The following is a 16,906-nucleotide window of genomic DNA, read 5'->3' on the forward strand; positions in this document are numbered from 1 at the left end:
GGGCTCAAGCAGTCGGCTCTCCGGTGTGTTCCCGAGCGAAGCAATCGAGGACGAGTTTCGCGCCGCCGAGGACGACGGGGCCGATGAACAGGCCGACGGCGCCGAATACGACGAGCCCGCCGAAGATGCCGATGACGATGATAGCGGAGTTGAATGCGCCGGTCCGACCGATTAGCGCGGGTCGGAGGTACGTATCGGAGAAGGTAACGAGCAGGCCGTACACGGCTATCGCCGCGCTGGCAATCGGTCGTCCGACTGCGAGGAGATACATTGCAGCCGGGACCCAGACGCCGAACGCGCCGACGAGCGGGAGCAGCGTCAGCACGAACGTAACGACCGTGAGAAAGATCACGGCGGGGAGGCCGGCGATCGCGAGCCCGACGCCGAGGAGCGCCGCCTGAATGGCCGCGACGGCGACGTTCCCGACGACAGAGGCCCACATGAGCTGATCCAGTCCCTCGCGGAGTTCGTCCAGGATGTCCTCGTCGACCGGCAGCACCCACTGGACCCACGCCACGAGCTGTTCCCCGTCGCGCAACAGGGCGAAGAGGACGAACAGCGTGATGGTCAGTCCGATAAACAGCCCTGGCAAACTCCCGGCGAGGTCGATCGCCCCTGACGTGACCTCTTGGAGACTTGTTGCGATCCGTTCCTGATTCGATTCGTACAGCGCGACGAGGTCGATGCGGTATCCGGTACTCTCGAGGAGTTCTTCGATCGACGCAACGTCGATTTGTCCGTTTCTGACGGCACTCACGACCCTGAGCGACTGTTGGACGGCGATCGTGAGGAGATAGATGATCGGGATCAGTACGAACAGTAACGCGCCCAAGACAATGACAATCGCCGCGATTGTGGGCCTGACGTGCTGCTCGGCTCGTTGTTGGACGGGAAACAGGATGTATGCGAGAACCACGCCGAACAGAATGAACTGGAGATACGGCAGGAGGACGAACAACGCGAGGAGACTGCTCAGCAGGACGAGTGCGGTCAGCCCTGGTTTCCCGACGAGCCACGTCGGGGGGGCGGATCTGTCTGGCATATCTGAATATGGATTGACACGTACATTATTCTACTGGCCCGAAATCAGGGCTCCGCGCGACTCCGAAGAGCTCAACGCACGGGTGTGATACGCCGTCGTCTCACCGACCCGTGTCGTACTTATACGTGGCCGACTCGGGATCGATTCCGAAGTCCTCGGGCGACTCGGTCGCGTCGTCAGCGGCGGCGTCAGCCGGCTCGGCGGCCTTGAACGCCTCGCGGAACCGGTCGAGCATCTCGAAGTCGTCGACGGCCAGGTGCAGGCCGACCACGTCGCCACCGAGGAACTCGCGCTTCTCGTCGAGCCGGTCCGAGAGCGCCTCGGGGAGGTCGTCGGTGTCGACCCGCTCGAAGCCGAACTGGGTCAGGTACTCGGGCTGGTCGGTGAGCACGTACACCGTCTCGAAACGGTCCGCGGCCGCGGTGTCAACGAGGCGCTCGATCACGTGCGCCCCGACACCGCGGTCCCGCCACTCGGGGAGGACGCCGATTCCGGTGAGTTCGATCCGATTCTCTTCTTCCTCGTCGCCCCGGTGCAGACGCAGTCGACCGAATCCCGCTCGGTCACCCGACTCCTCGTCGACCGCGATCACGTAATCCCGTGACCGGAAGGCGACATCGTCGAGCCCCAACTGCTCGATCGCGTCCAATAACCACGCCTCGTCACGGTTCTTGGCGTCACGGATGTACATGGATACACGTACGCGGGCCGACCTGAAAACGGTTCCCCGCGGGACGTCGGCGTCGACTGCTATTTAAATACCCTGTCCCATCAGGTGGCTGCGCAGCACGTCCGGCGTCTTGAGCCCGGCGTCGCTGTTCACGAGGATCACCGTCTCGTCGCCGTCGAAGAAGCCGTCCTCCTTGAGCGCCCACGCGCCGGCGGGCGCGGCGCCGCCGGTGGCGCCCATCTCCATCACCTCGTTTTGCGCGACCGCGACCGCGCTCGCGAGAATGTCATCGTCCTCGACGCCCACAGCGGTACCGCCGCTCTCGCGGACCGCCTCGACTGCGGCCGCGCCGCCCGCGGGGTCGGCGATCTCCAACTCGCCGCAGATCGTGTCGGGCGTCGACCACGGCTCCGGCTCGTCGAGGTCGCGTTCGATCGCGGCCGCGATCGGCGCACAGCCCGCGGCCTGCGCCGCGACGATCTTCGGGACATCGTCGATCGCGCCGACGCGCTCCAGCTCCGAGAAGCCCTTATAAATCCCGGCGACGACCTCACCGGAGCCGGTCGGCACGATGACGACATCGGGCGCCGCGTCGAGGTCGGCGACCAGCTCGAACGCGAGCGTCTTGACTCCGTCGTGGCGGTACGGCGTCACGAACTCCCCGAGGTCGGTGTAGTCGGTCTCCAGCTGCTCGTCGACTGCGTCAGCGGCGTCCGGGAAGCGCCCGCCGACCACGCGCATGTCGCCGCCGTGGACGTTCGTCATCGCCTTGTTCGAGAACGCACAGCGGGAGGGGACGAAGGCGTACGACCGCAGATCGGCTCGGCCCGCGTACGCCGCCATCGACTGTCCGGCGTTCCCGGGGCTCGCGCACGCGAGCGGCTCCACGTCTTGGCCCTCGGCGGCCCGCGCGGCGACCGCGGTGAGCGCGACCGAGAGGCCGCGGTCGAGCACGGTGCCCGTCGGGTTCCGCCCCTCGTCTTTGACGTACACCGCGTCGACGTCGAGTTCGTCGGCGAGCCGCTCGGTCGGGACGAGGGGCGTGGCACCCTCGCCCGCCGAAATCGCGACATCGGCGGGGAACGGGAGCAGCGCGTCGAAGCGCCAGTGGCCGCGGCCCGTCCCAGCGGGGCCGTCGCGGGGAGACTCCAGCAGCGTCTCCGGGTCGACCGCGTCGTAGTCGTAGGCGGGGTCGAGCCCGCGCGCCTGCTCCTCGGCCGAGACGGTCGTCGGGTCGGCCGTCTCGTGGACGCGACCCGACGCGCGACTCTCCAGCCCGCGGAACGCCGTCGTCGTCTCCGTCGTCTCCATACCCGCCCTTTCGACGGCGGCGACTAATCGCTTCCCTCTCGGCGCCGACCCGCGATTCAGCTGATTCCGTCGATTCCGTCGATTCCGTCGATTCCGTCGATTCCGTCGATTCCGTCGATTCCGTCGATTCCGTCGATTCCGTCGATTCCGTCGATTCCGTCGATTCCGTCGTTCCCGTTGATCTAGTGGTCCCGCAGCCCCATCGATCCCCGGATCAATCAAACGGGTACCGCGCGGTTGCCCCGCATTCGCGACATCGGACGACGACCCGGCCGGGGCGGAGCCGGACGCGACCCGTCTTTCCCGGTCGGAGGTAGACGTCGCAGTCGTCACAGGTCTTCCGTGAGAACTCGGCGGGGACGCCACAGCGGTTCCGCTCCGCGATCCGACGCGCGAGCGCGACGTACTCCCGCGCGCGGTCGTACTCGTCGTCGACGACGGCCTCGCGGGCGAGCGCGAACAGCCGATCGATCCGTTCCGACGGGATCCCCATACCTCGCCGGGGGTGACGGACCGGCAAAGTCGTTGCCATCGACGCTGACCGCCAGACCGCTGCGCTCTGCCGTCCGCCACTCTCGCCGGCTCGCCAACCCACACGCTTTTTTAGCGGTCCGCGCGAACGACGCGGCATGAAAGAATCCCTGATGGACGTCATCTGCTGCCCGCTCGACAAGGCCGACCTCGACCTCGATATCGACGAACGAGACGACGAGGAGATCCTCACGGGGACGCTCACGTGTACGGAATGCGGCGAGATCTACCCGATCGAGGACGGGATCCCGAATCTCCTCCCGCCGGACATGCGCGAAGAGGCGATGGCGTAGGACGCATCAACATCTCATTCCGTACTGCATCTTTTTTTAGTGTGAGTGCGTCAACCCATGCGTGTCGACACTCTCCGTCGAACTGAACGGGGACGCGGTTCACTCGATCCGGGCGCCCGATCGGTTCGAGACGACCGGCCCGTTCGCCGTCGCGCTCGAAAACGAGGGACGGTCCACGCACGTCCACCTGCACTTCGACGACGACCTCGACCGGGTCGTTTCGGTGGCCGAGACGAATCACTTCGTCGACGACGAGGCCACCAAACACGTCCACGTCTCCGTCGCGGACGTGGCGGAGCCGGTCCGTGGAAAGCTAAAAATTGTCACCGGCTACGGCTCCGAGACTCGGTACGTGGACCTTCGAGTCGATCCGCCTGAGGACGCCGCGCCCGACGAGGTCGCCGTCGACGAGGCGTTCACGAAGCCGCCGGAGCGTCCGCCGGAGGTCTCGTCGTCCCAGCGCGCGGCGACCGCGGCCGACCGGCTGATCGAACGGGGCGGCGTGCCCGCGGCGATCACCGGTGTTCTCGCGCTCGCCGCTGGGATCGCTATCGCACTCGCGCTCGACAGCGCGGTCGTCTCGGCGGTTGTCGCCGTCGTGTTGACGGTGTCGGTCGGGGTGGCACTCCTAGCAGTGTGGTGACGAGATGGCGCGGAAGTGGTATCTCCCGCCAATCGCCGCGAATCCGGACGCTTTTAAGCGTGCCAGCGGAAGGTGAGCGCATGAGCTTCGAGAAGGAAGACGAGGTCGTTCTCCACGACAAACACAGCGAGTACGACGGCGAGACGGGCACGATCACGCAGGTCATGGAGACGATGTTCGGCGACGCGACCTACACGGTCAGCTTCGAGGACGGTCAGGAGACCGGCGTTCCCGAGGACGCTCTCGACGCCGTCGAGAGCGAGGAGTAACTCCCCCTTTTCCCGACCCGCATGGCTACAGTCCCGTTCCACTACGTCGACCTCCGGGCGTTCGCGTACGCCACCGAGGACGAAAAGCGGGTCGCGGACGCCCTCCGGACGTTCCTCCCCGAGGACACCGAGTTGGACCGCGTCGAGAACGTCGGCCACCACGGCGACCGGATCGTCGTGCTCTCGGCCCGGATCGAGAATGCAGACGGAATGCGCCACGTCCTCGATCGACTCTCCGAGCTCGACGAGGTTGATCGCGTGATCGACGAGCTCGACCAGCGGGTCGACGACAACTGCGCGCTGTTCCTCCGCGTCGACAAGCAGGCCGCCTTCGGCGGCGAGGTTCGGCTCGGCCCCGGCATCACCGTCCGCGCGAAGGTCGAGGCGTACCCTGCGAAGAAAGAGGCGGCCGTCGAAAACGCCCGAGAGACGCTCGGGCGGCTGGCGGACGATAGCGATGATAACGGTGACGACAGCGACACCAGCGACGACGACACCAGCGACGACGACGCCAGCGGCGACGACGACACCAGCGACGAGTCGTAGCTGACAGAGAGCGCGAGGGACGGGCGCCCGACCCGCACCCCCAGCGTGGCTTTTTATTACACCCCGCCGTCGATGCGTCCATGAGCGATCCGTTCGTCGTCGTCGGTGCGGACGCGGCGGGGCTGAGCGCGGCCAGCAAGTTCCGGCGCGAGGCGCCCGACCGCGAGGTCGTTGTCTTCGAGAAAGGACGATGGATCTCGTACGCCTACTGCGGGATGCCGTACTTCATCGAGGGGCGCGTCGAGCGCATGTCGAACCTGCTCTCGCTGTCGCCGAGTGAGGTCGAGGAGCGCGGGATCGATCTCCGACGCGATCACGAGGTCATCGCCGTCGACTCGGATACGAAGACCGTCGCCGTCGAGACCGCCGAGGGCGAGACGATCGAACAGGGCTACGACGACCTGCTGGTCGCCACGGGCGGCCGCGCCGAGACCGGCTCCTTCAACGTGCGCGGGCTGGACGGCGCCTTCACCCTTCACGACATGAACGCCGCGGCCGCGATCGACGCGTACATCGCCGAACCGGACGCCTACGACCCCGCCCGCGCCGACGTGAGCGCAGTCGACCGCGAGCGCGTCGACCGCAACGCCGCGATGCCGGCTCCCGAGACGGCGGCGATCGTCGGTGGCGGCTACGTCGGCGTCGAGATGGCCGAGGCCCTGTCCGGTCGCGGGCTCGACGTGCACCTCTTCCAGCGCTCCGGCCACCTGCTCCCGCCGTTCGGGGAGGCCGTCGGCGAGCGCGTCGCGGACGAACTGGAGGCGGAGGGCGTGGCGGTCCACAGGGGAACTCCCGTGAAGTCGCTCGTCGGCGACGACCGGATCGAAGGCGTCGCGCTCGACGGAGCGGCGGACTCGGTCGCCGCCGACCTCGCGATCGTCGGCGTCGGCATCCGTCCGAACACCGAACTGCTCGACGGGACCGGCGTCGAGACCGGCGAGGGCGGCGCGATCCGCACGGACGAGTACGGGCGGACGAGCCTCCCGGACGTGTACGCCGCGGGCGACTGCGCGACCGCGGTCCACGCCGTCACCGGCGAGGAGGCGTGGATGCCGCTCGGGCTCACCGCCAACCGGGCCGGGCGGGCAGTCGGCGCCACGATCGCCGGCGACCCCTCGCCCGTGGGCGAGATCGCGGGCACCGCGGTCGTGAAGGCGTTCGATATGGAGGCCGGGCGGGCCGGGCTGGTCGAAGAGGAGACGGCCCGCGAGGCCGGCTTCGACCCGGTCCGCGAGACGGTGACCGCTGGCTCCCGATCGGGCTACTACCCGGGCGCGGCGCCGACCGACGTGACGCTCGTCGCGGACCGCGATACGGGGCGTCTCATCGGCGGGAGCATCGTTGGCCCCGATCGCGCCGCGATCCGGATCGACACGCTCGCGACCGCGCTGGAGGCTGACATGACCGTTCCGGAGGTCGAGCGCTTGGACCTCGCGTACGCGCCCCCCTTCTCGCCGGTGTGGGACCCGATCCTCGTCGCTGCGAAGGTGCTCAACGGAACGCTCGACGAGGAGTAGTAGTTCGGATCAGTCGTCCGCGTTTGCGCTTTCGTCCGCGGGGGCCGCGTCGCTTTCTCGCTTATCGCCCCCGATTCCGGCGGCGACTCGCCCGATCGCATAGCCGGCGACGCCGACCGCGACCGCGGCCGCGACGGCAACGCCGAGCGATTCGACGACGGCGGCGAGGAAGGGAACGGGGTCAGCGAACGCGATCGCGTACGGTTCCGGACCGGCCGTCCGCAGGAGAACCGCTGCGAAGGGACCATAGGCCAGGAGGACCGCGGGGATCACACCCCCGCCGACCGCGGCGAAGGCGACCGTGCCGACCGCGGTCAGCGCCGCGAGGGCCGCAGCGACACCGGAGGCGGCGGGAGTCAGCCCCGCGACCTCGCCGACGAGCGCGGCCACGTCGAAGGCGACGTACGAGACCGCGAAGCCGACCGCGCTCCAGACGGTTGCGCGCTCGAACCCCGCCTCGCCGAGAGCGACGCGTGCGAGTCGCCCCGGGTCGTTGTCCGCCGTCATTCCGGGCGAGTCGCGCCCCGACCTTCCCGGTCGGGGGTGAGGGTACCGTGTTCGTCTATCTCGCCGGCGACGATCCGGGTCGAGGAGATGCGCTCACCGTCTTCGGCCGAGACGTGGTCGACCACGACGAGTTCGAGGGGGTCGTGGCCGCGTTCGCGGCGGATCTCGTTTATCCGATCGCCGCCGTCTCTCGTCTCCGGGGAGACGATCAGCGCGTCGAACTCGGGCTCGACGGCGATGCCGGTCGGGTCGGTCAGCTCGCGGACATCGAACTCGCGGCCGTGTTCGCCGGCGAGGTCGGCCAGCTCGGCTTCGAGGTCGCGCTTCCGGCGGTCGTACGGGCGGACGTACCGCTCGACGTGTCGGGTCTTCGGCGCGAGCCGGTCAGACGTGAGTCCGACGGTCACGTCACCCAGCTCGAACGCCCGTTCGAACAGCTTCCGGTGGCCGTCGTGAACGGGATCGAACGTACCACCCAGCGCGACGTTCATGCACGACAGTTGCGCGGGCGGAACTTAAAACGTCTTGAACCGGGAGCGGACGAGGGCGGCCTAGCGGTCGCTCTTGGTGCCGTCTTCCTCGCCGTCGTCGGCTTCGTCGGCCTCATCGCTTCTCTTCTCGTCTTCGTCATCGCTGTCGACCGAGATTTGGACCGGCTCCGTGTCGCCGTCGGGGGACTCGCCGCCGAGCCGCCGGTCGAGGTTGAACACGGCGTTGAGCTCCCGCTGAACGTCGCCGACGACACCCTGCACCAGCTCGCTCGGCGCGATCGCCTCGTATTCGTAGGGGTTGTTGCCCGCGCCGCTCGCCTCTCGCTTGTCGCGGTCGACGGTACCCTCGTCGTGGAGCTCCGCAAGCGCCTCGCGGACCGTGCTCGGGTAGAGCCCGGTGCCGTCGGCGACCTCGTCGCTGGTGCTGTTCGGGTTGTCGCGGAGGAAGACGTAAATCCGCGCGCGGGTCTCGGTGTCGAGCAGCCACGACAGGAGATCGACGATGTTGTCGTCGAACCCCTTGACGGCCTTGTCCGCGCTCTCGCCGAGCCGTTCTTTGGTCTTCCGCAGCTCCTCGCGGGTTCGCTCCGTCGGTGACTCGTCGTCGGCAGTTGAAGCGGGACCGTCAGCGGCGTCGAAAGCGGGGTCGTCGCCGGAATCGTCGTCGGAATCGTCCGTTGTCATACCGGAAACTGCGGTCCGCGCGCCCAAAAGCGTTTCTCGTCGTTTCGGTTCCGACGGAACGGGCGGACGAGTCCGCCGCCTACGGCGACAGCATGAGGTCGTCACAGAGCGCGTCGAGACCGCCCTCCTCGCGGAGTCGGCGCTGGCGCTGGCTCCCGCTCTCGGCGTCGTACACGTCTCGGATCCCGTCGATTCCGAGGCGGTCGCACTCGTCGGCGACGGCCTCGCCGAGCGAGACCGTGTCCTCGCCGTCGCGAGTGATGAAGGAGGCGTCGTGACCGTGGCGGATCGCCCGCCACTTGTTCTCGTCTAACAGCTCCCGGCGGAGGGTCGGCGGGGACTCGCCGTCCGCGTAGCGCTCGGCGTAATCGACGACGAGGGCGTGGACGTACTCGACGAACGCGAGAGTGACCCCGGGGTCGCGCTGGGCGTCCGGGGCGCGCACCTCGACCGTGCCGTGGCCAGTGTGGGGGCGCACGTCGAACCAGAGTTCGCCGCGGTCGGCGATAGAGCCCCGCTCGACCATCCGGCGCTCGTAGCGCTGGAAGGCGTCGAAGTCGTCGAACGCGGAGGGGATCCCCGTGTTCGGGAGATTCTCGAAGATCTTCGCACGGGCCGACGCGAGCCCGGTGTCGAAGCCGTTCCAGAACGGGGAGTTCGCCGAGAGGGCGAGCAGCACGGGGCAGTGCCACCGGAGTCGGTTGGCGATCCAGACGGCCTTGTCCGCGTCGTCGACGCCGACGTGGACGTGGAGCCCCGCCGTCGTGTTTCGGTGTTGCGGGTACTGGATCCGGTCGAGTTGCGCCTGATACCGCGGCTTCTCCGCGTGTTCGAGCTCCCGCCACTTCGCGGCCGGGTGGAGGCCCGCGGCCGCGATCCGGTAGCCGTCGGCGGCGGCGTGATCGACGAGCGCCGCCCGCACCGTCGAGAGGGCGTCGACCGCGTTCGACGGATCTTCGATCAGTTCCGTCTGGGCCTCGATGGTGCACTTGAACAGCTCGTGGTCGAACCCCTCCGGGACTTCCGCCGGCGGATCGCGGCCGTAGACGAGATCGTCAATCCCCGAGGTCGGGCGGCCGTCGGCATCGACGATGTAGAACTCCTCTTCGATGCCGAGGGTCTCCATCCGGGCGAACGCGTCCCGCGAACCGAGTTCCATTACCGCTCCGTATCGCCCGCGCGGTCTTATAACGATTGAAAGCCGAAGCGGAGCACCGGTGTCGTGGACGGGTATGTAACCGATCGACGAATCCGGGATCTCCGCTTATAAATAACGGACGGCTGCGGTGGCGTCGCCGGCGGCTTCGCCGCCGGTGACTGGAGCTTTGGAGGTAGTCACCGTGGAGTCGTCGCTCCGACTCCGACCGATTCGTGACTGATCGCTGTGTCGTCGCTCTGCGACGAAACGACGTTTAAAAACCGAATCTGAACCCGAATCTAAACCCGAACTTACGGAAAACGAGTCGGCGGCGTGCGTTCACGCGCCTCGTCTCTCTCCCCACCCGCGATCGTCCCCGTTCAGCCGAGGATGTACCGGAGCGCCGGGAACTCCTCGACGAGCGCCTGCCCGCCGACCTCAAACCGCTCGATGTAGGCGTCGAGGCCGAGGACGCGGCCTGCGCCGAACGCGGCGACCGTGAGGAACACGATCGCGTACACCAGCGTCGAATCGAACAGCGCGAGCGCGTCGCCGCTCCACCCGCCGAGGTAGAACAGCGTCATCTGTATCGCGCCGCCGAGCGCGGCCAGCCGGACGAACGCCCCGACGATGAGCGCCGTGCCGATGAGCAGCTGCGTGGCCGGGACGAAGACGTTGACGAACTCCATCAGCGCCGCGTTCGACGCCATCGCGGCGTACAGCCCGCTGACCGGGCTCGCCGCGTCGACGCCGTGAACGAGGTAGCCGGCCGCGTCGAACGGCCACTCCGAAACCTTCCCGAGCCCAGCGAACAGGATCATCCCGCCGATGGTCGCTCGAAGCAGGACGATGAACAGCGCCGACAGCGAGTGCGCCTTCCCCAGGATCGTGACGCCGCCGATCTCCCCGCCGAACTCGTTTGTGGTTTTTGTGGACATTGTGTCTCTCCTCATATACGGATACGCCGAGAGCACACATAAACTCGGAAGCGAGTTCCCTTTCAAAGAGAACGGATCGGCGATCTCCCCGCGTCGTGTGGGTCTTTAAATACTCGTCCCGAACGGATGACTCTCTACCACGCCTCGCCGCTCGCCAGATCCACGTCGCCGTCGGCCTTCTCCGAGGGGCACACATCCGCGAGCACGCAGTCGCCGCAGTCCGGGTTGATCGCGGTGCACGTCGCGCGGCCGTGGTCGATCATGAGATGCGTGAACTGCTGCCAGTCCTCCTCGGGAACCACGTCGAGGAGGTCCTGTTCGATCTTCTTCGGGCTCTCCTCTTCCGTGATCGCGAGCCGGCGGGTGATCCGCTGGACGTGGGTGTCGACGACGATCCCCTCCACGACGTCGTGGCCGTGCTGGAGCACGACGTTGGCGGTCTTGCGACCGACGCCCGCCAGCTCCGTCAGCTCCGACATCGTGTCGGGTACCTCGCCGTCGTGTTGCTCGGCGATGTCGGCGCAGGCCGACCGGATGTACTTCGCCTTGTTGTTGTAGTAGGTGATCGAGTTGATTGCCTCCGCGAGCTCCTCTTGGGGCGCGTTCGCGTAGTCTTCGGGCGTTTCGTACGTCTCGAACAGATCCGCACACACCTTGTTCACGCGCTCGTCGGTACACTGCGCGGAGAGGATCACGGCGATGAGCAGTTCCAACCGGTTCGAGTAGTTCAGCGAGATGGTCGAATCGGGGTACTCCTCGTAGAGTCGATCGAGGACCTCCTCGACCTGCTCTTCCCGTGGCTCCAGTGGCGTTCCCATATCGGTTCCTCCGCACGGGCGCCATTGAACGATCCGGAAGCGACGCGATCGATCCCCGCGGTGAGAGAGCCGAATTGACGACCCGACGCGGACTACCGAACTGCCGAACCGACGCAGACTACCGAACTGCCGAACCGACGCGGACTGCCGACCATACCGAATCGTCAGGTTCACGTCGCCCCACCGACACGTCGAGACGTGTCCCGGTCCCGCGATCGACGCCGGCGACGCCCGGCGTACAACCGCCGACCACAGGAGTTCTACTGGCTGTGGATCGCCGCGACCGCGACGTACGGCGTCGGCGACATCGTCTCGACGATCGCCTTCTTGGAGTACGTCCCGACGATCGGCGAGGCGAACCCCATCGTCGTGCTTGCGCTTGACTCGTTCGGACTCTCCGGGCTCGTACTGTTAAAAATCGCCGTCTACCTCGTGATGCTCTGGATCAGCGTCACGGGCGCCCGCGACGGCGACACGCTCCTCTACTACTTCCCGCCCGTCCTCCTGACGCTCGTCGGGACCTACCTCACCGCGAGCAACATCCGTCTGCTGTGGCTCTCTTGAGCCGACCGACAGTACCCTCTTCGTTGCGCGACCTGCCCCGGTCAACGCCGGTTTGCACCGATGCGACCCGCGGAGCCGAACATGTTCGCGACACGGCCCATCCCCCTCGGAGACCGAGACGCGCACGATGACCGAACTCGATGTCAGACAGATCCCGCCGAGCGAGCGACACGACCGGATACACGACGAGTTTGCCGAACTGGAGCCCGGCGAGACGCTCACCATCGTCAACGACCACGAGCCGACGCCGCTCTACCACGAGATGGCGGCGGAGGTACCCGCGTTCGACGCTGACGGCTACGCCGTCGAGCGCGAGGAGGCGTCGCGGTTCGTCGCCGAGTTCCCGAAGGTCGGACCCGAGTCAGGCCCGGAGCAAGTCCGGCTCGCGGATCTCGACGGCGAGCCGCACGCGGCGGCGTTCCCCGGGCGCGAGCCGAAGACGGTCCGACTGTCGCTGGACGCCGGCCAGAGCGTTCCCGAGCACACCCACCCCGACCGGACGGTGTTGTTCCACGCGCTGACGGGGGCGTTCGAGGTGCGACTCGACGGTGAGATGCACGCGGTCGAAGCGGGGGAGATTGTCAGGTTCGACGGCGAGACGGCGATCGAGCCGACCGCGACCGAGGACGCCACCGCGCTCGTGGTGCTGGCGCTGAAACCGGACGAGTGAGTCGGTGATAGCGGTTGGCTCCGCCGGCGACGTTTTATATATCGCCGTCGAATCCGGCCCATGGAGACGACCCGCCAGCGTATCGCCGACACCCTCCGCGAGGGGCCAGCGACTGCGAGCGACCTCGGGGTGACGTTTTCGCTGCCGACGCCCGTCGTGTACGACCACGTGGAGCACGTCTCGCGGTCGGTCGAGGGCGACGCGGAGCTGCTGGTCGCGCCGCCCGAGTGCCGCGACTGCGGCTTCGACGGCTTCGATGACCCGATCAACCAGCCCTCGCGGTGCCCGGAGTGTAAGAGCGAGCGGATCGAAGAGCCGGCGTTCGTAATTCGGTAGGACCTTTGCTTTTTAAAAAGTAGGCCGAGACCTGCGATCCATGGCGATCGCCCTCCCGGATCTGTTCGTCGACTCTCGATTCTACTTATAAATGCGCTCGGAGATCCGCCTACATCTCCTCAAGCAGCGTCTCTGCTGCGGCCGCCGACGATCCCGGGCCGCGCCCGGTGATCAGGTCGCCGTCGACCGTGACGCTCGTGTCGGCGTCGAGCTCGGCGTCCCAGTCGGCGCCCGCGAGGACGACCTCGTCTTCCACCCAGTACGGGAGCTTCCGTCCGTCCGGCATCACGTCGTCGTCGTCCACGATGTCCTCCTCCCACGCGTTCGGGAAGCCGGTGACGGAGCGCCCCTCGACGAGCGGGGTCCCGTCGGCCTCGCGGGTGAACGCGAGAATGCCGACCGCGTGGCAGACGACGAGCGCGACGCTCTCGTCGCCCGCGACCGCGTCGAGCAGAAGCTGGCGGGCGTGACGGTCCTGATTCACGTCCCAGACGGTGCCGTGACCGCCGGGGAACACGACCGCGTCGTAGCCGTCGGCCGCGACGTGCGCGATCGGCTCGGGATCGTTCAGCCCCGGATGCTCCTCGTCGACCTCGCGAAGCTCCGCGACTCGCTCTTCGCCCCCTGCGGCGTCCGGGTCGAGCGACCGCTCGTCGACCACCGGCGGCGACCCGGACGGCGTCGCGATCGTCACGTCGACGCCCTCCGCTTCGAGCGTGGTCAGCGGCTCGATGCACTCTTCGGCCCAGTACCCCTCTTCGCTCACGACGAATAGCGCGCTAGTCATGCGTGACTCCCCGTTGGTGTGCTCGACGTAAAAGACGCCCGCGCCCGGAAGCGACGGGGGGCGCCGCGAAGTTTATCAGTGTTCGATCGGAACCCGCGGCTCAGGTCGTGAACAGTTCGGTGTCGTCGGGGACGGCGAACAGCCCCATCCGGACGCCGGCGTCGAGCCAGCCGTAGCCGTACGAGTACGACGCCAGCGCGTTGACGGGGTCTCCATCCTCGCGGAAGTGGCGCCCGTCCTCCAGATACGACTCGGCCATCTCCAGCACGTCGGCGGCGGCCTCGCCGAGCGGGGTGTCGGCAGGTGGGCGCGGCTCCGCGACCGCCAAGGCATCGGCAAGCATTCGTTCATAGCGGTCCGTCTTCTCCTCCAAATCCGCGGTCATGCGCCCCGTTCCGGGGAGGCGTTCAAAAAGCCGTCGGCGAAGCGCAACCCCGATACCCCCGGAGCCGAAACCGACGGGCATGTACGAGGCCGTCCACGCTCACCCCGACGGCGACGCGACCGTCGCCCGCCACGCCGCTACCGCCGAGCGGTACGGCTACGAGGGGATCGTCGTCCGGACGCGGGAGGCGCTCGATCCGGCCAGCAAGAGCAGTGAGCACGCAGACGAGGCGACCGCGCTCCGTGACGAGTACGGGATTGACGTCGTCGACGCAGTCGAGATCGACGCTGACAACGCCACGAGCGCCTCGGGCGCTGTGGGTAACTACCGATCCGACCGCACGGTTGTCTGCGTCGTCGGCGGCGACGACGGTCTCAACCGATTCGCGGTCGAGGAACCCCGCGTCGACGTTCTGGTCCGTCCCATGGGCGGCGGCGACTTCAACCACGTCCTCGCGAAGGCCGCCCGCGACAACGGAGTCCACGTCGAGTTCGATCTCGGCCCGCTGTTCCGCGCGACCGGCGGAAAGCGAGTCCGCGCGCTGGCGGACCTCCGGAAGCTCCGCGAGATCGTGACCTACTACGACACGCCGCACGTGGTCAGTGCGAACCCGCGGTCGCACCTCGACCTCCGCGCGCCGCGCGAGGTCGTCGCCGCCGCCGAGGCGGTCGGGTTCGACGCCGAGTGGGTCAGAGAGGGGCTTCGGGCGTGGGGCGAGATCGCGACCCGCAACCGAGAGCGCCGCTCCGAGGCCTTCATAGAGCCGGGGGTCCGACGTGGCAGGTATGAAGAAGACGGTTGAGGAGCACGCCGCGCGCTTCTCCGAGAAGGCGGCCGAGTACGACGACTCGAAGAGCGACGAGTACCACGCCTGCGCGAGCCTCGTCGTCGACTACGCCGACCCGGACTCCGACGACGTGGTTCTCGATCTGGGGGCCGGCACCGGCGCCATCGCGCTGGCGCTCGCGCCCCACGCCGAGCGCGTGCTCGCCCGCGACATCAGTGAAGGAATGATGGAAGAGGGACGCCGCAAGGCCGACGAGCGCGGCCTCGCGAACGTCGAGTTCGCGTACGGCGAGTTCCGCGAGCCCGAAGTCGACTCCGACCAGCCGATCGATATCGTCACCTCGAACTTCGCGCTCCACCACCTCGCGGACGACGAGAAGCGCGAGGCGATCCGCGAGATGGCCGCCACCGGTGCCCGCCGGATCGTCTTGGGCGACGTGGCCTTTTTCGAGGAGCCGGACCCCGACGCGCCGTTCTACGGTCCGGAAGTGGACGATCCGGCGACCGTCGGCACGCTGGTCGAGGCGTTCACAGACGAGGGATTCGCGGTGACCGCCGTCGAGCGCGTCCACGATCAGGTGGCCGTGATCGTCGCCGAACGGCTCGGTGACCGGGGTGAGGACGCCGAGCGCGGAACCGCGCGCTCTCGGTGAGCAGCCGTGAAACACCTCCCCAAACACCTCCGACCCCGCTGGCGGTACTTCGCCGTCGGGATCGAGACGTGGCCCGACGCCGACCTCGGGCGGCGCGGGTTCCAGCGCGCGCTGTGGTACGCTGCGGGCAATCTCCTCGGCGACGCCGGCAGCGCCGACGCCGACCTCACGCTGTTGTCCTTTTCCCACGACGGCGGCGAGGGAGAAGCGATCGTCCGGGCCCGTCACGGACACGTCGACGACGCGCGAGCGACGATCGCGTGCGTGAGCGAGGTCGACGACGAGCCCGTCGGGGTCCGCGTTCGCGGGATTTCGGGGACGGTACGTGCCTGTGAGGAAAGATATATGGGCCGCGCGGGCGGTAGTTCGACACAGCGAGACGTCGCGTTCGAGGGCGCCGAGCGGTCCGCGGTCGTGCGCGAGGACGCGTACGACGTGTGGACCGGGTCGGCGTACGTCGGCGCGGCGGCGTTCGACACCGAGTGATATCATGCAGGGCCAATCCCAACAACAGGCGTACGACCGAGGAATCACCATCTTCTCTCCCGACGGCAGGCTCTACCAGGTCGAGTACGCCCGGGAGGCGGTGAAACGCGGGACGGCAAGCGTCGGCGTCCGCGCCGAGGACGGCGTCGTCCTCGCGGCGGACAAGCGCGCCCGATCCCCGCTGATGGAGCCGGAGAGTATCGAGAAACTCCACAAGGCCGACGACCACGTCGGCGTCGCGAGCGCGGGCCACGTCGCCGACGCCCGCCAGCTGATCGACTTCGCCCGCCGACAGGCGCAGATCAACCGCCTGCGCTACGGCGAGGCGATCGGTATCGAGACGCTCACCAAGAACATCACCGACCACATCCAGCAGTACACGCAGATCGGCGGCGCGCGCCCCTTCGGCGTCGCGCTGATCGTCGGCGGGATCGAGAACGGCGAGCCGCGCCTGTTCGAGACCGACCCGTCCGGCACGCCCTACGAGTGGCAGGCGCTCTCGATCGGCTCCGACCGGAGCGACCTCCGCGACTATCTGGAGGAGGAGTACGAGGAGGGCCTCTCGACCGACGAGGCGGTCGCGCTCGCGCTCGACACCCTCGCGCAGTCCAACGACGGCGAGCTGTCGCCCGAGGGCGTTGGCGTCGCCACGATCACGGTCGACGACGAGGAGTACGAGGAGCGACCAACCGACGAGATCGAGTCGATCCTCGCCGACCGCGACCTGCTCGCGAGCGACGAGGACGAAGCAGACGACGCGGACGCCGACGGCGAGACGGACGACGCGAACGCCGGCGACGAGGAGTAACGCGACGGCGGGCGGTCTGCGGACGCACGTTTC

24 protein-coding genes are annotated in these 16,906 nt (G+C 67.9%); 12 read left to right on the plus strand and 12 right to left on the minus strand.

Going from position 1 to position 16,906, the window contains the following annotated elements; translation table 11 throughout:
• Positions 1-4: 4 nt before the first annotated feature.
• The 4 genes from HLAC_RS04640 to HLAC_RS04655 form a co-directional block, all read right to left on the minus strand.
• On the minus strand, positions 5-1,042 hold the full coding sequence (locus HLAC_RS04640) for an AI-2E family transporter (RefSeq protein WP_015909687.1): 1,038 nt from the start codon (positions 1,040-1,042) through the stop codon (positions 5-7).
• Between the two features lie 100 nt (positions 1,043-1,142).
• Entirely contained in the window at positions 1,143-1,733 is a 591-nt protein-coding gene (locus tag HLAC_RS04645) for a GNAT family N-acetyltransferase (protein ID WP_015909688.1), read from the minus strand.
• A 63-nt stretch (positions 1,734-1,796) separates the two neighbouring features.
• Positions 1,797-3,023: a pyridoxal-phosphate dependent enzyme gene (locus HLAC_RS04650; protein ID WP_015909689.1), complete on the minus strand. Its 1,227-nt coding sequence runs from the start codon at positions 3,021-3,023 to the stop codon at positions 1,797-1,799.
• 214 nt (positions 3,024-3,237) lie between these two features.
• A complete protein-coding gene (locus HLAC_RS04655) occupies positions 3,238-3,516 on the minus strand; it encodes a ribonuclease P protein component 4 (RefSeq protein WP_015909690.1) in 279 nt (92 codons plus the stop codon).
• 136 nt (positions 3,517-3,652) lie between these two features.
• Here HLAC_RS04655 and HLAC_RS04660 point away from each other — a divergent pair, with 136 nt between their 5' ends.
• The 5 genes from HLAC_RS04660 to HLAC_RS04680 all read left to right on the plus strand — a co-directional run bounded on the left by HLAC_RS04660 (position 3,653) and on the right by HLAC_RS04680 (position 6,822).
• Positions 3,653-3,847 carry a methytransferase partner Trm112 gene (locus HLAC_RS04660; RefSeq protein ID WP_015909691.1) on the plus strand — a complete coding sequence of 65 codons (195 nt, stop codon included), beginning with the start codon at positions 3,653-3,655 and terminating at the stop codon, positions 3,845-3,847.
• Between the two features lie 61 nt (positions 3,848-3,908).
• The gene (locus tag HLAC_RS04665; RefSeq protein ID WP_015909692.1) at positions 3,909-4,490 is read left to right on the plus strand and encodes a DUF7524 family protein; all 582 of its coding nucleotides are present in this window, start codon (positions 3,909-3,911) and stop codon (positions 4,488-4,490) included.
• A gap of 80 nt (positions 4,491-4,570) precedes the next feature.
• The gene (locus tag HLAC_RS04670) at positions 4,571-4,759 is read left to right on the plus strand and encodes a hypothetical protein (RefSeq protein WP_004050211.1); all 189 of its coding nucleotides are present in this window, start codon (positions 4,571-4,573) and stop codon (positions 4,757-4,759) included.
• A 21-nt stretch (positions 4,760-4,780) separates the two neighbouring features.
• A complete protein-coding gene (locus HLAC_RS04675; RefSeq protein ID WP_015909693.1) occupies positions 4,781-5,305 on the plus strand; it encodes an RNA-binding protein in 525 nt (174 codons plus the stop codon).
• Between the two features lie 80 nt (positions 5,306-5,385).
• Complete coding sequence (locus HLAC_RS04680) at positions 5,386-6,822, plus strand: FAD-dependent oxidoreductase (RefSeq protein WP_015909694.1); 1,437 nt, start codon at positions 5,386-5,388, stop codon at positions 6,820-6,822.
• A gap of 9 nt (positions 6,823-6,831) precedes the next feature.
• Here HLAC_RS04680 and HLAC_RS04685 read toward each other — a convergent pair whose 3' ends face one another.
• The 6 genes from HLAC_RS04685 to nth all read right to left on the minus strand — a co-directional run bounded on the left by HLAC_RS04685 (position 6,832) and on the right by nth (position 11,398).
• On the minus strand, positions 6,832-7,329 hold the full coding sequence (locus HLAC_RS04685) for a hypothetical protein (protein WP_015909695.1): 498 nt from the start codon (positions 7,327-7,329) through the stop codon (positions 6,832-6,834).
• Entirely contained in the window at positions 7,326-7,820 is a 495-nt protein-coding gene (locus HLAC_RS04690; protein WP_015909696.1) for a phosphopantetheine adenylyltransferase, read from the minus strand. The genes HLAC_RS04685 and HLAC_RS04690 overlap by 4 nt, the downstream gene beginning before the upstream one ends.
• Before the next feature lie 60 nt (positions 7,821-7,880).
• Entirely contained in the window at positions 7,881-8,504 is a 624-nt protein-coding gene (locus HLAC_RS04695) for a winged helix-turn-helix domain-containing protein (RefSeq protein ID WP_015909697.1), read from the minus strand.
• Between the two features lie 79 nt (positions 8,505-8,583).
• Positions 8,584-9,663, minus strand: a complete 1,080-nt coding sequence (locus HLAC_RS04700; RefSeq protein ID WP_015909698.1) for a glutamate--cysteine ligase — start codon at positions 9,661-9,663, stop codon at positions 8,584-8,586.
• 359 nt (positions 9,664-10,022) lie between these two features.
• Positions 10,023-10,580, minus strand: coding sequence for a DoxX family protein (locus tag HLAC_RS04705; protein ID WP_015909699.1), 558 nt, complete (start codon positions 10,578-10,580; stop codon positions 10,023-10,025).
• A 134-nt stretch (positions 10,581-10,714) separates the two neighbouring features.
• Positions 10,715-11,398, minus strand: a complete 684-nt coding sequence (gene nth, locus HLAC_RS04710) for an endonuclease III (protein WP_015909700.1) — start codon at positions 11,396-11,398, stop codon at positions 10,715-10,717.
• A gap of 198 nt (positions 11,399-11,596) precedes the next feature.
• Here nth and HLAC_RS04715 point away from each other — a divergent pair, with 198 nt between their 5' ends.
• From HLAC_RS04715 to HLAC_RS04725, 3 genes are all read left to right on the plus strand, one after another.
• Complete coding sequence (locus HLAC_RS04715) at positions 11,597-11,962, plus strand: DUF5658 family protein (RefSeq protein ID WP_015909701.1); 366 nt, start codon at positions 11,597-11,599, stop codon at positions 11,960-11,962.
• 127 nt (positions 11,963-12,089) lie between these two features.
• Positions 12,090-12,632 carry a DUF2249 domain-containing protein gene (locus HLAC_RS04720; protein WP_015909702.1) on the plus strand — a complete coding sequence of 181 codons (543 nt, stop codon included), beginning with the start codon at positions 12,090-12,092 and terminating at the stop codon, positions 12,630-12,632.
• 60 nt (positions 12,633-12,692) lie between these two features.
• Positions 12,693-12,968 carry a transcriptional regulator gene (locus HLAC_RS04725; RefSeq protein ID WP_015909703.1) on the plus strand — a complete coding sequence of 92 codons (276 nt, stop codon included), beginning with the start codon at positions 12,693-12,695 and terminating at the stop codon, positions 12,966-12,968.
• A 109-nt stretch (positions 12,969-13,077) separates the two neighbouring features.
• On the opposite strand, the gene HLAC_RS04730 is transcribed toward HLAC_RS04725, so the two are convergent.
• Both HLAC_RS04730 and HLAC_RS04735 read right to left on the minus strand, forming a co-directional pair.
• Entirely contained in the window at positions 13,078-13,755 is a 678-nt protein-coding gene (locus HLAC_RS04730; RefSeq protein ID WP_015909704.1) for a type 1 glutamine amidotransferase domain-containing protein, read from the minus strand.
• Between the two features lie 100 nt (positions 13,756-13,855).
• The gene (locus HLAC_RS04735) at positions 13,856-14,140 is read right to left on the minus strand and encodes a DUF357 domain-containing protein (RefSeq protein WP_015909705.1); all 285 of its coding nucleotides are present in this window, start codon (positions 14,138-14,140) and stop codon (positions 13,856-13,858) included.
• Positions 14,141-14,219: 79 nt separating this feature from the next.
• Between HLAC_RS04735 and HLAC_RS04740 the strand changes: the two genes are divergently transcribed.
• Genes HLAC_RS04740 through psmA form a run of 4 tightly spaced genes read left to right on the plus strand, consistent with a single transcriptional unit; the run spans position 14,220 to position 16,873 of the window.
• Entirely contained in the window at positions 14,220-14,942 is a 723-nt protein-coding gene (locus tag HLAC_RS04740; protein ID WP_015909706.1) for an RNase P subunit p30 family protein, read from the plus strand.
• On the plus strand, positions 14,926-15,579 hold the full coding sequence (locus HLAC_RS04745; protein ID WP_015909707.1) for a class I SAM-dependent methyltransferase: 654 nt from the start codon (positions 14,926-14,928) through the stop codon (positions 15,577-15,579). Before HLAC_RS04740 ends, HLAC_RS04745 begins: the two co-directional genes overlap by 17 nt.
• Positions 15,580-15,585: 6 nt before the next feature.
• Positions 15,586-16,065: an Rpp14/Pop5 family protein gene (locus tag HLAC_RS04750; RefSeq protein WP_015909708.1), complete on the plus strand. Its 480-nt coding sequence runs from the start codon at positions 15,586-15,588 to the stop codon at positions 16,063-16,065.
• Between the two features lie 4 nt (positions 16,066-16,069).
• Positions 16,070-16,873 carry an archaeal proteasome endopeptidase complex subunit alpha gene (gene psmA, locus HLAC_RS04755; RefSeq protein ID WP_015909709.1) on the plus strand — a complete coding sequence of 268 codons (804 nt, stop codon included), beginning with the start codon at positions 16,070-16,072 and terminating at the stop codon, positions 16,871-16,873.
• Positions 16,874-16,906: the final 33 nt, after the last annotated feature.

The sequence above is a fragment of the Halorubrum lacusprofundi ATCC 49239 genome (assembly GCF_000022205.1).
In the GTDB taxonomy this organism is placed as follows: Archaea; Halobacteriota; Halobacteria; order Halobacteriales; family Haloferacaceae; genus Halorubrum; species Halorubrum lacusprofundi.

Bases quoted from the DNA above. Each gene is read 5' to 3' on its own strand.
- HLAC_RS04745 (WP_015909707.1), top strand. From the start codon at position 14,926: ATGAAGAAGACGGTTGAGGAGCACGCCGCGCGCTTCTCCGAGAAGGCG.
- nth (WP_015909700.1), bottom strand. From the start codon at position 11,398: ATGGGAACGCCACTGGAGCCACGGGAAGAGCAGGTCGAGGAGGTCCTC.
- HLAC_RS04725 (WP_015909703.1), top strand. From the start codon at position 12,693: ATGGAGACGACCCGCCAGCGTATCGCCGACACCCTCCGCGAGGGGCCA.
- HLAC_RS04740 (WP_015909706.1), top strand. From the start codon at position 14,220: ATGTACGAGGCCGTCCACGCTCACCCCGACGGCGACGCGACCGTCGCC.
- HLAC_RS04705 (WP_015909699.1), bottom strand. From the start codon at position 10,580: ATGTCCACAAAAACCACAAACGAGTTCGGCGGGGAGATCGGCGGCGTC.
- HLAC_RS04735 (WP_015909705.1), bottom strand. From the start codon at position 14,140: ATGACCGCGGATTTGGAGGAGAAGACGGACCGCTATGAACGAATGCTT.
- HLAC_RS04690 (WP_015909696.1), bottom strand. From the start codon at position 7,820: ATGAACGTCGCGCTGGGTGGTACGTTCGATCCCGTTCACGACGGCCAC.
- HLAC_RS04700 (WP_015909698.1), bottom strand. From the start codon at position 9,663: ATGGAACTCGGTTCGCGGGACGCGTTCGCCCGGATGGAGACCCTCGGC.
- HLAC_RS04695 (WP_015909697.1), bottom strand. From the start codon at position 8,504: ATGACAACGGACGATTCCGACGACGATTCCGGCGACGACCCCGCTTTC.
- HLAC_RS04720 (WP_015909702.1), top strand. From the start codon at position 12,090: ATGACCGAACTCGATGTCAGACAGATCCCGCCGAGCGAGCGACACGAC.
- HLAC_RS04730 (WP_015909704.1), bottom strand. From the start codon at position 13,755: ATGACTAGCGCGCTATTCGTCGTGAGCGAAGAGGGGTACTGGGCCGAA.
- HLAC_RS04685 (WP_015909695.1), bottom strand. From the start codon at position 7,329: ATGACGGCGGACAACGACCCGGGGCGACTCGCACGCGTCGCTCTCGGC.
- HLAC_RS04655 (WP_015909690.1), bottom strand. From the start codon at position 3,516: ATGGGGATCCCGTCGGAACGGATCGATCGGCTGTTCGCGCTCGCCCGC.
- HLAC_RS04680 (WP_015909694.1), top strand. From the start codon at position 5,386: ATGAGCGATCCGTTCGTCGTCGTCGGTGCGGACGCGGCGGGGCTGAGC.
- HLAC_RS04640 (WP_015909687.1), bottom strand. From the start codon at position 1,042: ATGCCAGACAGATCCGCCCCCCCGACGTGGCTCGTCGGGAAACCAGGG.
- HLAC_RS04645 (WP_015909688.1), bottom strand. From the start codon at position 1,733: ATGTACATCCGTGACGCCAAGAACCGTGACGAGGCGTGGTTATTGGAC.
- HLAC_RS04670 (WP_004050211.1), top strand. From the start codon at position 4,571: ATGAGCTTCGAGAAGGAAGACGAGGTCGTTCTCCACGACAAACACAGC.
- psmA (WP_015909709.1), top strand. From the start codon at position 16,070: ATGCAGGGCCAATCCCAACAACAGGCGTACGACCGAGGAATCACCATC.
- HLAC_RS04675 (WP_015909693.1), top strand. From the start codon at position 4,781: ATGGCTACAGTCCCGTTCCACTACGTCGACCTCCGGGCGTTCGCGTAC.
- HLAC_RS04650 (WP_015909689.1), bottom strand. From the start codon at position 3,023: ATGGAGACGACGGAGACGACGACGGCGTTCCGCGGGCTGGAGAGTCGC.
- HLAC_RS04660 (WP_015909691.1), top strand. From the start codon at position 3,653: ATGAAAGAATCCCTGATGGACGTCATCTGCTGCCCGCTCGACAAGGCC.